Consider the following 12,989-nt stretch of genomic DNA (forward strand, 5'->3'; position numbering starts at 1 on the left):
AATTTCAGGCTTAGAACATATCGAAGTATTCGCGGTGTTCCCACTCGCTGACTTCGAGGTTGAAGCGGGCGATCTCCGCTTCCTTGATGTGGCAGTAGTACTCGACGAAGCGCGGATCGAGCCGTTCGGTCAGGACGGTGTCGGCGCGCAGGGCCGCGAGCGCCTCGGAAAGGGAACGCGGCAACTGGTCGGCGGCGGTTTCGTATGGTGCATCCGCCGAAGGGCCGGGGTCGAGCTGGCGGGTGATGCCGTCAAGACCCGAGAAGATCTGGGAGGCCAGGTACAGATACGGGTTGGCCGTGGGTTCACCCACGCGGTTCTCGATCCTCGTGGCGTTCTGGCCGGCACCGCCGAGCACGCGAAGCATGGCGCCCCGGTTGTCGCGGGCCCAGATGGCACGGTCGGGCGCCAGAGAGAAGGGACGATAGCGGCGGTAGCCGTTGATGGTGGGGCTGGCCAGGGGGCGGAGCCGCGCGCATGCGCCTTGAGGCCTGCCAGGTAGTGCATGCCCAGGGGGCTCAGCGCGGCGTCGTCCTGCGAAGGGATGAAGGCATTGCGGCGATCAATCTTGCTGCGCAGGGATTGATGCAGATGCCATCCGCTGGACATCACATTGGGAATGCGCGGGCGGCACATGAAGGTGGCATGGTAGCCGTTGCGCTGGCAGATCTGCTTGATGGCGCTGCGCAGCAGGATCATCGTGTCGGCCGGCACGAGGCCTGCCGTGGGACCGAAGACCAGCTCGAACTGGCTGGGGCCGAACTCGATCTCCAGCGAGAGCAGGGGGAGCCCCAGCGCGATCAGTTGAGAGCGCAGCAAGTCCATCAGCGGCTCCACGCTGTCGTAGCGTAGCTCCGTCAGGTATTGATGGCCTTGCGTGAGCAATGACACTTCCGGCGGCTTGCCGGGTTGCCCGGAGTGCTCCAGGCTCAGGCTTTGCGCCTCCAGCTTGAACGCATGGAATTCGACCTCGAGGCCGGCCACGAATTCGAGATCCAGGGCATCCAGCCCGGCGATGGCGCGCTGCAGGATCTGGCGGGTGCCGAAAAGGCACGGATGGCCGTCCAGCGTATAGGCATCGCAAAGAATCCAGCCGGTGCGCGGTGCCCAGGGCAGCATGCGGAAGGTGCCCGGATCGGGCACGATCTTGAAATCGGCGCCGCCTTGCATGCTGGGATCATTGAAGCCGCCGCCAGCCGAGAACACCGGAAAGACCGTCCGGTGAGAAGTATCCTTGGCCAGCAAGGTGGACGTCAGGTTGACGCCATCCCACAGCGCGCTCAGGGCAGCATCGGCCACGAGTGTCTTGCCGCGCAGCACTCCGTGCTGATCAGGCCAGGCGAAGCGGACCACGTCCATCTCACCTGCCTTGAGGCGTCCCATGATGTCACTGGCCTGTTGGCGTTGGTCCGCGGACCACAGGCCGAAGCATTCGACAAAGCTTTCCATGATGGGGGTGCTCAGGCAGTCAGCCGCGCGGAGGCCCAGTCGCTGCCCTGGCGCCGGGCGAGGTCGGCGTCGTGGCAATAGGATTCCACCTTGGCGGCATCGGCCACGCCGTCGATGGAACGAGGACCCGTGAGCGTGCGGGCTTGCGCCGCGTCGGGCTGCATCAGGGCCGGCTGGCCGGCCAGCGTGTGCTCGATGGCTTCCTGCAGGAGGCGGCGGTAGGCGATGATGCCCTTGTCGGTGGTCCCCAGGTGTTCCCGGGTGCGGTTCTGGATCGGCCCCATGGATTCGCACGCCCATTGATCGTGCACGTTGATATCCATGCCCATGCCCGTGTAGGTCTGGGTGAGTTGCTCCTCCACGCTGTAGCCGTAGTGGTTGCGCTTGTTCTTGCGCGAGGTGTAGCCCGGCAGTTCGATGGTGGCCAGGCGCTGGTCGCGCATCTGCTGCTTGTCGACCGGACCGGTGAAGCTGGTGAAGATGGCATACCAGTAGCAGTGCGTATCGTCCACGGGTACATGCCACTGGGAGATGGTCATCTCGCTGCTCATCGGAATGACGAAGGCCTGCGGGAAAATGAGGTTCGTCACGCGCACATGGGTCTGCTCTTCCGAGAGCTTGCGCAGCGTGGTGAGTCGCATACCGTAAGGCGCCTGCTCGACACGGATTTCCGGGCAGTCGTATTCGCGCAGCACCTGCGTGATGGCCATCTTGGAGTCGGCCGAAGCGCCGCGGAATTGCTTGCCGTAGCTCTCGGAGGTGTCTTCGTCCTCGAAGAACCGGTGCAGGAACGAGGCGTGCGCGGGGTCGATCCCGACTTCGAGGGCCTGCAGCCAGTTGCACTCCCACAGCCCCTTGAAGGCGAACGTGTGGCTGTCGGGGGCGACGAAGCAGTCGAAATCCGGGAAGGCGGGTGGCTCGCCTTCACCGATGTACGCAAAGATGATGCCGCTCTTTTCAACGACTGGATAGGCAGGCTGCTGGATTCGGGTACACAGCTTGCTGCCCGCGGGTTCGGCCGGGGTCTCCAGGCACTTGCCCGAGGCGTCGAACAGCCAGCCGTGAAAGGCGCACCGCAGTCCGCCGCTTTCAAGGCGGCCAAAGGCCAGATCCGCGCCACGGTGGGGGCAGTCACGGTCCAGCATGCCGAGATTTCCCTGCTGATCGCGGAACAGAACGAAATCCTGGCCCATGAGCTTCACTGGCTTGAGCGGACGCGGCCCTTGCAGCTCCTCGGTCAAGGCCACCGGCTGCCAGTAGCGGCGAAGGAGCTGGCCTGCAGGCATATCGGGCCCGACACGGGTCAACAGGTCGTTCTTTTCTGCGCTGATCATGGGAAATTCCTAAAAAATATTGAGTGCACGCTATTGCATGCAACGGCGTGCATTGTTCTTTTGTTGATTGATCCTGGTCAATGGTTTTGTAACTTAAATCTCAAAAATATAGGGTAAATACTTATGTTTTGATCGAAAAACAGAGCGGTGAAAGAAGGTTGAGGCGAAATTAAGCGGCTATGATTTGATGGATGGCTCAGAGTTGCATGCAGGGTGATGGTTGCCTGTTTTGGTGTGTGCAGAGGCTGGGATCACAATGGATAAAGAGACAAATGCATCTTCGTAGCAGGCGGTAGAAATGGACTCACAACAATCTCGGGTCTTGGTCCAATTGCGGGACATGATCCTCAAGGGCGAGTTCGTCCCGGGGGAGCGCCTTGCGGAGATTCCTCTTGCGGAACGGCTGGGCGCATCGCGCACGCCTGTGCGGCTGGCGCTGGGAAGCCTGGAGCACGAAGGCCTCATCGAGCCCTCGCCGGTAGGCGGCTATCAGATGCGGCGTTTCACTTCCCGCGAAATCGCGGATGCCATTCGCGTGCGCGGCATGGTCGAAGGGTTCGCGGCAAGGCTCCTGGCCGAGGAGGGCGCGCCCAGGCAGTTGCTGCGCGAACTGCACGACTGCCTGGATGCCGGCGACAAGGCCGTCAACAAGCCGCAGATGGAACTGGATGATTACGCGGCCTATGTGGAAATGAACGACCGGTTTCACCGCCTCATCATCGAGGGATGCGGCAACTCGTCGCTCAAGCGCATCATGGAGCAGTTGCGCGGCCAGCCCTTTGCAGCGCCCAGCTCGATGCTGCCCATGCAATCGTCAATGACCGAGGGCCAGCAGTGGATGCAGCAGGCGCATCGCCAGCACCATGCCATCGTCCAATCCATCGAGCGCGGCCAGGGTTCGCGCGCGCAGGCGCTAGGGGAGGAGCACGTGGAAATCGCGCGGATGAACCTCGACTACGCCCTGGAACGGCCGGAACTGGCTGCCGAGCTCATGCCGGGCATGCGCCTGGTGGCTGGGCAGGGGCGCGGCTGAGGCTCCTCGTAAGACCTTAAGGTCAGGTTGAAGCCAGCATGGCCCGAAAGCGGCCGCTGGCCTGCATGCATTCCGTTTGCAGGCGGCGGACGATGTCGGCCACTGGTTCTACGGCGCGTGCGAAACCGACAGCGGGGCCCATGGACAGCATGCCTTCTTCGTGCTGGCCGGCCTGATAGGCCAGCGCTTGCGTGCGCTCGCCGCTGATCAATGCGCCAAATTCCGCATGGCTACGCGCTCCGGCGGCTTCGAGTGCGGCCACCTTGCGCGCATTCTCGTTGTCCACCACGCGCCAGGTATCGCCCAGGCTGCCCAGGACTGCGCGGGTGCCGTGGGCATCGGTGGCTACTATCCGCTGCTTGTAGGCATCGTGCGCAGGTGTTTCAAGCGCGGGTGTGAAGACGCTGCCCATGACCACGGCATCGGCGCCTAGCGCCAGGGCGGCGGCAATCTGCCGGCCGTGGCCGATGCCGCCACCGAGCGCCAGCGGGATGTGCAACTGATCGAGCGCGTACGCGCCGTTCAGGAAGGTGGGGAGCTGGTTGCTGCCTGGATGCCCGCCTTCTTCCATGCCGACGAGGGTGACGGCATCGACGCCCATGTTTTGCGCGCTCACTGCGTGGCGGACATGGGCGCACTTGTGGATCACGATGGCTTTGGCTTCCCGGAAGATGGGCATCAGTTCGGTGGGGGAGTCCGGCGGTTTCGAACAGGCGGACGCCTTCGTCCAAGGCAATCTTGAGCCGTACCGGCATCGAGTCATTGCCGGAGGCGCGCCGGGAGAGCGTGAGATTGACGCCGAAAGGCTGCCCGCCAGTCAGTTCACGGCACTCCCGCAGCGCTTGCCGGAAGTCTTCGTCCGTGCGCAGGCTGCGCGCCGTGATGAAGCCCATGCCGCCTGCTCGCACCATGGCGGCTACCAGGCGCGCATCGGACAGCCACATCATGCCGCCCAGGAGCAGGGGCCAGCGGATGCCGAGCAGTTCGGTCACGCGCGTGGGCCAACGTTCCGGGATCGGCGCATCCAGTTCGGGGTTGGTGGAGATGCGCGCGTTCATATGTGTCTTCCCATGAGCAGAATAGGTTGAAGGTCAGTGGCCAACTGCCGGAGCAACGGACCGGCTTCGTCGAGCATCAGCGACTTGGGCAGCAGCGATGCTGGCCCCCCGCAACTCACCACATAGCGCTCGCCGGCGGTCAGTTCGATGGTCGAGGCCACCGTATTGATCTGGTGGATGGGGCGTTCGTGATAGACGAAGCCGCGCTCCGGGTATTGAGCGATGGCATTGGCCATGGCTTGCTGCTCGGCTTCGTCGCCGAGCTGGCCGTCGGCGCGTGCCGTTTCGAGCAGCTCGTCGCGTTCCTGCGGGGTACAGCAGGCCAGGTAAGACCAGCCGATGGCGCTGTGGAAGAGGGGGATGCGCGAGCCCACCCGCAGGTTCATCAGGAGCGGCGAGTTGCCTTGGCATCTGAGCAGGTACACGATGCTGTTGCCGTCCCTCCGCCCCAAGGCCACCGCTACCTGATAGCGGTCGGCCAGAACCTGAAGCAGCGGGCGGATGACTTCCAGGGCCTCCTGGCCGGCCAGGGCGGCGCTTCCCAGGGCGATGGCCGCGATGCCTAGCTGCAGTTTGTCCTTGCCTGGAACGGCATGGAGAAAGCCCGTCTTCTGAAGGGTGTAGCACAGCCGCCAGACAGTGGGCTGCGCCAGACCCGTGAGGTGCGCGATTTCCGTGGTCCCGAGCGTGCGCCGTTCAGCGTCGAAGCAGCGCAGGATTTCCAGACCCCGGGCCAGCGCGGTCACGAATTGCCGATCGGGTTCAGCGGCCTCTTCCTGGGATGGGGTGTGAGCGCGCGCGGATGCAGGACCTCTTGACATGGGTAAGTGCTCTCCTCTAACATTAATTCACTAATCGAATTATGAATTCGCACTGCAAATTATATAGATGAATGAGAAGGATGTAAAGGGCACGGGGACAGGTTCTTCGCAGGCCCACGGACGTATCGAATGGCCTGGCGCTTGTTTCTGGGGCGGTGATGCATTGGTGCGTGCCATTCGGGCGGCTGGACAGCGGTTGCGCAAACCGCTGGTCGTGACCGATGCCGGTGTGTGGGCCGCACTTGGCCCTTTCGTGGAGGCTGCGTTGGCTGATGTGCGCGGGTTGCAGTGGCAGGTATACGGCGGCGTGGTGTCCAACCCCAGTCTGGCGCAGGTGCGCGATGCCCTTCGCGCGGGCCGTGAATCGGGTTCTGAAAGCCTGATCGCGGTGGGGGGTGGCAGTGTCATGGATGTGGCCAAGGTCACGCTGGCATGCATGGCCAGCGGCTTGGAAGTGGAGGCGCTGCAAACGCTGGAAGGGCAGGCTTGGCTGGAGGCCGCCACCACGCCGGATGATCCGCTTTTTCTTGCGGTCCCGACAACCTCTGGAACGGGCAGTGAAAGCAGTTCTGCCGCGCTGATTCAGGGTGATGGCGGCCGCAAGCGCCTGTTTCGTTCCACGCGCACCCGGCCGGCGCTGGTGGCGCTGCAACCGGAATTGACGCTCGGCTTGCCTTTCGGGCCCACGGCCCAAGGCGGTTTTGATGCGGTGTTGCATGCGTTGGGGGCCTGGGTCAATACGGATCCCTGCCCCGTAGGCAAGGCCATGGCGTTGCAAGCGCTGCGGCTGTGCATGAAGGCGCTGCCCGCCGTTCTGGCAGCGCCGGCGAGCCTGCAGGCCCGCGCCGATATGCAGATGGGGGCCTACATGGCGGGTGTGGCCATTGGCATGAACAAGGTCGATGCGGTGCATGCCATGTGCACGCCGCTCGAATCCCGGGTGCACATGGCCCATGCGGAGGTTCTCGGGCCTGTGTTCAGCGTGGTGTCCCGCTATACGGCCGAAACCGCAGCCAGGCCCTACGCGGAAGCTGCGCGCGCGCTGGGTGTGGCCGATACCGGTGATGAGCGGCGCGATGCCCTGGCGCTGATCGGCGCGGTGGAGGAACTGGCCGCACGGGCACGGATCTCCTTGCGCTTTCCCGATCTGCGTCTCTTGCCTGAAGACGCTGAACTGCTGGCCGTGCAAGCCCGGCAAAGCGCGTCGATGCCCCTCAACCCGCGTGTGCTTGCGCACGAGGAAATCAAGTCGCTGTATCTGCAAATGGCGGCATAAGAGCGCGTGAAAAAAAGCGCGTGCAAAAAGCGCATTCGCGCTCCAAGAAAGAATTTGATGAACGTTATTGACTCACGGCCCTACGAACTGCTGATCGGTGAACGCTGGCGCGCCGGTGCGCAAAGCCGCACTTTCGACACGCTCAACCCCGCCACTGGGCGGGTGCTGGCCCAGGTGTATGAAGCCACCGAGGCCGATGTGGATGCCGCCGTGCTCGCGGCCCACGAGGCCTATCAGGCGCACTGGCGCAAGACCACTCCCGCCGAGCGCGGCCGGCTGCTGCGGCGGTTGGCTGCCTTGTTCGAGCGCGATCGCGAAAAGATCGCCTGGATCGAGACCTTGAATGTGGGCAAGCCCATCACGCATTCGTTGGATTCGCTCAAGGCCATGCCTTCTTCGCTGGAGTATTTCGCGGGCATCATCCCTGCCGTGCGCGGTGAGACCATTCCGGTCGGCAACCACAACGTGCTCAACTTCACCATCCGCGAGCCGCTGGGCGTGTGCGCGCTCATCATGCCCTGGAACTACCCGATGACGCTGACCGTCAACAAGCTCGGGCCGGCGCTGGCGGCGGGCAATACGGTGATTCTCAAGCCTTCGGAAGTGACGCCGCTCTCTACCATGGTCCTGGCGCGGTTGTTCGAGGAAGCCGGTTTTCCACCAGGCGTGGTCAACGTGGTCAACGGACCGGGCTCGACGGTGGGAGAGCGGCTCGTGACGCATCCGCTGGTGTCGCGCGTGTCGTTCACGGGAGGCACCGTCACGGGTTCGCGCATCGTGGCTTCCACGGCTGCCGACGTCAAGCGCGTGACGCTGGAGCTGGGAGGCAAGTCTCCGCTCATCGTCTTCGAAGATGCGCCGCTGGAGCAGGCCGTCGCGGTGGCGGCCGGAGATCTCATCAAGAATTCGGGCCAGGTATGCATTGCCTGTACCCGCCTGTTGGTGCAGGAGTCGGTCAAGCGCGAGTTCCTGGACCGCGTGCAGGAGCGGCTCGATGCCATCCGCATCGGCTCCCCCGAAGACCCCGCCACGGAGATGGGGCCCTTGGTCAGTGCCGCGCAGAAGCAGCGTGTGGAGAAATACATCCGCATCGCGAGCGAGGAGGGAGCCAGGCCTGTGCAGTACGGCTCCCTGTCGGGTGCGGCGGAGACGGGCTTCTTCGTCAAGCCGACGCTGCTGATGGACTCGCAGGCTCGGATGCAGTCGGCGCAGGACGAAATCTTCGGCCCGGTGCAATCGGTCATCAGCTTTCGCGATGAGGACGAGGCCTTGCGCATCGCCAACGATTCCCGCTATGGCCTGGCCGCCGTTCTTTTTACCCGCGATGGCGGGCGCGCCTTGCGCATGGCACGAGGCATCCAGTCGGGCAGCGTGGCCATCAACACCGGGGTGCGGACTTCGTTCGACGCGCCTTTCGGTGGCTACAAGCAATCAGGCATCGGCAAGGAGCGAGGGCTCGAAGCCATCTATGAAAACACGCAGCTCAAGAACGTCAAGTACGACATGAGCGTGTAGATCCGGATCTTTTTACCAATAGGAGTTGATGATGAAATTCGTAGCCAAGTTTGCAGGCAAGCTCGCCGTCGGGGCCGCAGCGTGCGTGTTGGCGGGCCATGCATTCGCGGAGTGGCCTGAGAAGCCCGTCCGCATGGTGATTGGCTTTGCGCCTGGGGGTGCTTCCGATATCGCCTTCAAGATGGTGCAGGACGTGCTGTCGCAAAAGCTCGGCCAGCCCGTGGTGCCGGAGTACAAACCCGGAGCCAACGGCAATATCGCTAACCAGGCTGCGGCCACCGCGGCGCCCGACGGCTACACCGCGCTGTGGGCCAATGTGGGGCCGCTGGCCACCAACACTTATCTGTACAAGGGCGTGAAGCTCGATCCGGCCAAGGCGTTTGTACCGGTGACGCAGTTGACCGATTCTCCTCTGGTGGTGGTGGTGCCCAAGTCGTCCCCTTATCACACCATGCAGGATCTGGTGCAGGCTGCCAGGAAAGGCGATGCCCATATGTCATACGGCTCGGCTGGCAACGGCAGCTCCATGCATATCGCGGGCGCTTCGCTGGCGTTGGCCCTGAATGCTTCGTTTACCCACGTGCCCTACAAAGGCAGCGGGCCGGCGATCCAGGATCTGTTGGGCAGCCGCTTGACGTTCATGGTGGACAGCCGTTCTACGACCGCGCCTTTCATCAAGGATGGTTTGTTGCGTGCGCTGGCCGTCAGCGGGGACAAGCGCGTTGCCGATATGCCGGATGTGCCCACGGTGGCGGAAGCGGGAGTTCCCGGCTTCAAGGTCACTACATGGCAAGCCGTGGTCATGCCGGCGGGCACGCCTGCCCCCATCGTCGAGAAATTCTCCAAGGCTCTCCGCGATACGCTGGCCACGCCGGAAGTGCGTGAGCGCTTCGCCCGCATCTACACGCCGCTGGTGGGCAGCACGCCCGAGGAGTTCGCGAAGTTCTGGGCCAAAGAGCGCCACGAAGCGAAGACGCTGGTGGAAAAAGCCCAAATGCAGATCGACTGAAGCGCTGCAAGAAAAGAGGAATCGATCATGGATCTGGGTTTGAAGGATTGCACCGCTTTTGTGACCGGCGGGGCGGGGACGCTGGGCTTGGCGATGGCCAGGCGATTCGTGCAGGAGGGCTGCAATGTGGTGGTGTGCGACACCAATCAGGAGGCCATCGACGCCGCGTGCGGTGAACTGGCCGCCATGGGCGGGCAGGTGCTGGGTGTACGCGCGGATGTCACCAGCAAGGAAGAGGTCGGCGCCGCGGTACGGAAGGCCGTGGACCGATGGAACAAGGTGGATATTCTGGTTAATAACGCGGGCTTCGCTCGTGACCGCTATCTCACCAAGATGGCGGAAGAAGACTGGCATGCCGTGCTGGACGTGACGCTGCTCGGCGCTTTCCATTGCTCGCGGGCGGTGTTGCCCCTGATGATGGAAAACCGCTTCGGGCGAGTGATCAATATCGCCTCGCGCGCGCATCTGGGCAACCCGGGACAGACCAATTATTCGGCCGCCAAGGCTGGCCTGATCGGGTTCACGCGCTCGTTGGCCCTGGAGTCGGGCAAGTTCGGTATCACGGCCAATGCCGTGGCGCCTGGTGTGATTTCCACGCCCCGCATGCAGCAGCGCCCTGATTATGTTGAACTGACCGAGCGTGCCAAATCCAATACGCCGGTCGCGCGGCTGGGTGATCCGGCTGACGTGGCGGCCACGGTAGCCTTCCTGGCGTCCAGGCTTGCCGGGTTCACGACCGGTGAAACCGTGCATGTGACCGGAGGGCGGTACGCATGAGCGCCGCGTCGGGCCGCCCCAAGCAAGCTCGCACCGGAGCCGGAGGCGAAGGTATATCAACACACGCACCCTTCGATCTCGATGAGCATCTGGGCCGGCGCCTCTATTTCGACGACCTGAAGCCCGGCCAGACCTGGGAGAGCCCGCGCCGCACGGTCACCGAAGCCGACGTGGTTCAGTTCGCAGGCCTCTCGGGAGACTACAACGCACTGCATACCGACGCGGTGTTTGCGGCCGATCACCCATTCGGCCAGCGGGCTGCCCATGGCTTGCTGACGCTGGCCATCGCCTCAGGCTTGACCACGCGGATGCTGGTGTACCGCCTGATGGACGGTGCCCGCCTGGCGCTGACCGAGCTGCGATGCAAATGGCGGGCGCCCGTTCTGATGGGCGACACCATTCATGTGGAACTCCGCATCGGTGAAAAATCGCTCTCGCCCAAGCGTCCCGGCACGGGCCGCGTGGTGATGCATCGCACCATCAGGAACCAGCGCGGTGAAGTGGTGGCGGAAAGCGAGTGGACTGCCCTGATGAAATGCCGGCCGGAGGCTGCATGAGCTTGAGTACTTCTGAGTTTGATCCTTCGGTCTGTTTCGACGATCTGCTGGAATTGACCAGGCCGCGTTCGGTGATGATCGTTGGCGCATCCACCTCGCCTGGCACATTGGGCCACACCACGGTGGTGAACGTGCTGGAGCATTCGGATTTCGATGGTGATGTCTACTTGGTCAATCCCAAGGGCGGAGAACTGAAGGGCAAGCCGCTCTACAAGGCGGTGAACGATGTTCCCGTGGAGGGTATCGATGTGGCCCTGCTGCTGATTCCCGCCGAGGCGGCCGTGGCGACTTTGCAAGCATGCGCGGCGCAGGGCGTGCGCTATGCCATCGTATTCACGGGAGGTTTTGGTGAGCTGGGCGAGGCCGGCCGTTCGGTGGAGGCTGACATGCTGGCCCTGGCCCGGCGCACCGGCATGCGCCTCTATGGTCCCAATTGCGCGGGCATGACCATGCTGGCGCCGCGCCTGGGGCTGACCTTCTCGACTGAGTTCTGCAATGACGGCCGCAGCGGCGGGCTTTCGCGCATCGGTCTGGTGACGCAAGGCGGTGGCCTGGGACGTTCGCTCATGCAAGGCAATGAGCGCGGCGTGCGTTTCTCGCGCTGGTTCTCTACAGGCAATGAGCTGGATCTGGACAGCGCCGACTTCATTCACTGGTTGGCGAACGACCCCGGTACTGACTTGATCTGCACGGTAATGGAAGGTATCAAGGATGGTTCGCGTTTCGTGGCGGCCGCCAAGGCCGCACGGCGCGCAGGAAAGCCGCTGGTGGCGCTCAAGATAGGGCGTTCGGATTTCGGAAAGAAGGCCGCGCAGTCGCACACCGCTTCCCTGGCGGGCGAGGATGTGGTGAACGACGCGGTGTTTTCGCAGTACGGGGTGATACGGGTCGATGATCTGGATGAGTTGCTCGACGTCGCCAGCCTGATCTCGCGCGTTGGGGCGCGCGATCTGCAGCGCATCTGCGTGTACTCCTCCTCGGGCGGCGCAGGCGTGTTGTCAGCCGACAAGGTGGGCGAGGCGGCTTTGTCCATGGCCACGCTGGCGGAAGACACCGTGGCTGAGATGGCCCGGCATGCGCCTTCTTATGCGGCGCTTACAAACCCGGTGGATCTGACCACGAAGGCGCTGGTGGATCCAGCGCTTGCCAGGAAATGCCTGACCCCACTCTTCGCAGATCCAGGCGTGGATGTGGTGCTCTACCCGCTGACTTCCAACTATGCCGCCAGTACGGAAGGGATCGTGCGCAACATGCTGGATGTGGCCAGAGGCGGCGGGAAGCCCTTTGTGCCTGTCTGGATGAGCAGCCGCCGCGGTCCCGCGCATGACTTGCTGGTCCAGGAAGGCTTCGCGCCCATGTATAGCCTGCGCAATACCATGCTGGCACTGCAGCGGATCAGCCGCTATGCGCTGCAAGCCCGGGACACTGCGGATCAAGACAGTTCGCTTGCGGCGTTGCCGGCGGCGGCCACGGTGTCACTACCCTGCAACGAGGCGCAAGCCAAGGCGCTGCTCGCGGAGCATGGCGTGCGTTCACCCAGGGAGGCGCAGGCCGCCACGGCTGATGATGCGGTGAAGCATGCCTGTGCCATCGGTTTTCCAGTGGCGCTCAAACTGGTGGCCGACGGCGTGTTGCACAAGAGCGAGGTCGGGGGCGTTCAGCTTCACCTGCGCAGCGAGGAACAGGTGCGGGATGCCTTCGAGCGCATCATGGACAACGCCTTACGGCACCAGATTTCCCGGCAAGCCATCCGCGGCGTGCTGGTTTCGGAAATGGTGACGCAGGGTGTGGAAATGTTGGTTGGCATTCACCGGGATGAGGTCTTTGGTCCGGTGCTTTCCGTGGGTGCAGGGGGCGTATGGGTGGAAGTGGAGGCCGATGTGGCACGTTGCCATCTGCCCGCCAGCCGCCGGGTCTTGGAGCGCGCGCTGGATCAGACGCGTGTTGCCAAACGCCTGGCCAGTCACCGGGGAATGCCGGCACGCGATCGCACGGCCCTGGTCGATGCCATGCAGCGTATCGCGGCATTGTTCCTGGCCTTGGGCGAGCAGGTTCAATCGCTGGAGGTCAATCCCTTGGTCGTGCTGGACGACAGGCAGGGCGTGGTCGCTCTGGATGCGGTGATCGAGTGAACCCGCCATTCATTTAAATCAACAACGG

At 63.5% G+C, this 12,989-nt stretch carries 10 protein-coding genes and 2 pseudogenes; 7 read left to right on the forward strand and 5 right to left on the reverse strand.

The features are described 5' to 3' along the window. Positions 1-10: 10 nt before the first annotated feature. Positions 11-1,449 (reverse strand): annotated as a pseudogene (locus WJU18_RS07945) (glutamine synthetase family protein). 11 nt (positions 1,450-1,460) lie between these two features. Then, positions 1,461-2,783, reverse strand: a complete 1,323-nt coding sequence (locus tag WJU18_RS07950) for a Rieske 2Fe-2S domain-containing protein (RefSeq protein WP_423459560.1) — start codon at positions 2,781-2,783, stop codon at positions 1,461-1,463. 298 nt (positions 2,784-3,081) lie between these two features. Here WJU18_RS07950 and WJU18_RS07955 point away from each other — a divergent pair, with 298 nt between their 5' ends. Then, on the forward strand, positions 3,082-3,816 hold the full coding sequence (locus tag WJU18_RS07955; protein WP_423459561.1) for a GntR family transcriptional regulator: 735 nt from the start codon (positions 3,082-3,084) through the stop codon (positions 3,814-3,816). Positions 3,817-3,838: 22 nt separating this feature from the next. Here WJU18_RS07955 and WJU18_RS07960 read toward each other — a convergent pair whose 3' ends face one another. The 3 genes and pseudogenes from WJU18_RS07960 to WJU18_RS07970 form a co-directional block, all read right to left on the reverse strand. Further along, a complete protein-coding gene (locus tag WJU18_RS07960) occupies positions 3,839-4,495 on the reverse strand; it encodes an NAD(P)H-dependent flavin oxidoreductase (protein WP_423460962.1) in 657 nt (218 codons plus the stop codon). 139 nt (positions 4,496-4,634) lie between these two features. Beyond that, positions 4,635-4,874: pseudogene (locus WJU18_RS07965) on the reverse strand (nitronate monooxygenase); the annotation flags it as partial. Further along, positions 4,871-5,695, reverse strand: coding sequence for an IclR family transcriptional regulator (locus WJU18_RS07970; protein WP_423459562.1), 825 nt, complete (start codon positions 5,693-5,695; stop codon positions 4,871-4,873). The pseudogene WJU18_RS07965 and the gene WJU18_RS07970, both read right to left, overlap by 4 nt. A 67-nt stretch (positions 5,696-5,762) precedes the next feature. On the opposite strand from WJU18_RS07970, the gene WJU18_RS07975 reads away from it, so the two are divergent. Genes WJU18_RS07975 through WJU18_RS08000 form a run of 6 tightly spaced genes read left to right on the forward strand, consistent with a single transcriptional unit; the run spans position 5,763 to position 12,961 of the window. Then, on the forward strand, positions 5,763-6,971 hold the full coding sequence (locus tag WJU18_RS07975; protein ID WP_423459563.1) for an iron-containing alcohol dehydrogenase family protein: 1,209 nt from the start codon (positions 5,763-5,765) through the stop codon (positions 6,969-6,971). Positions 6,972-7,028: 57 nt separating this feature from the next. Then, positions 7,029-8,486, forward strand: coding sequence for an aldehyde dehydrogenase family protein (locus WJU18_RS07980; protein ID WP_423459564.1), 1,458 nt, complete (start codon positions 7,029-7,031; stop codon positions 8,484-8,486). 28 nt (positions 8,487-8,514) lie between these two features. Then, a complete protein-coding gene (locus WJU18_RS07985) occupies positions 8,515-9,495 on the forward strand; it encodes a Bug family tripartite tricarboxylate transporter substrate binding protein (RefSeq protein WP_423459565.1) in 981 nt (326 codons plus the stop codon). Positions 9,496-9,522: 27 nt separating this feature from the next. After that, complete coding sequence (locus WJU18_RS07990; protein WP_423459566.1) at positions 9,523-10,272, forward strand: SDR family NAD(P)-dependent oxidoreductase; 750 nt, start codon at positions 9,523-9,525, stop codon at positions 10,270-10,272. Further along, a complete protein-coding gene (locus tag WJU18_RS07995) occupies positions 10,269-10,829 on the forward strand; it encodes a MaoC family dehydratase (protein ID WP_423459567.1) in 561 nt (186 codons plus the stop codon). Before WJU18_RS07990 ends, WJU18_RS07995 begins: the two co-directional genes overlap by 4 nt. Next, complete coding sequence (locus WJU18_RS08000; RefSeq protein WP_423459568.1) at positions 10,826-12,961, forward strand: acetate--CoA ligase family protein; 2,136 nt, start codon at positions 10,826-10,828, stop codon at positions 12,959-12,961. The genes WJU18_RS07995 and WJU18_RS08000 overlap by 4 nt, the downstream gene beginning before the upstream one ends. Positions 12,962-12,989 lie beyond the last annotated feature (28 nt).

Origin of the sequence: Ottowia sp. VDI28, assembly GCF_049532675.1 — a bacterium.
GTDB lineage: Bacteria > Pseudomonadota > Gammaproteobacteria > Burkholderiales > Burkholderiaceae_C > Ottowia.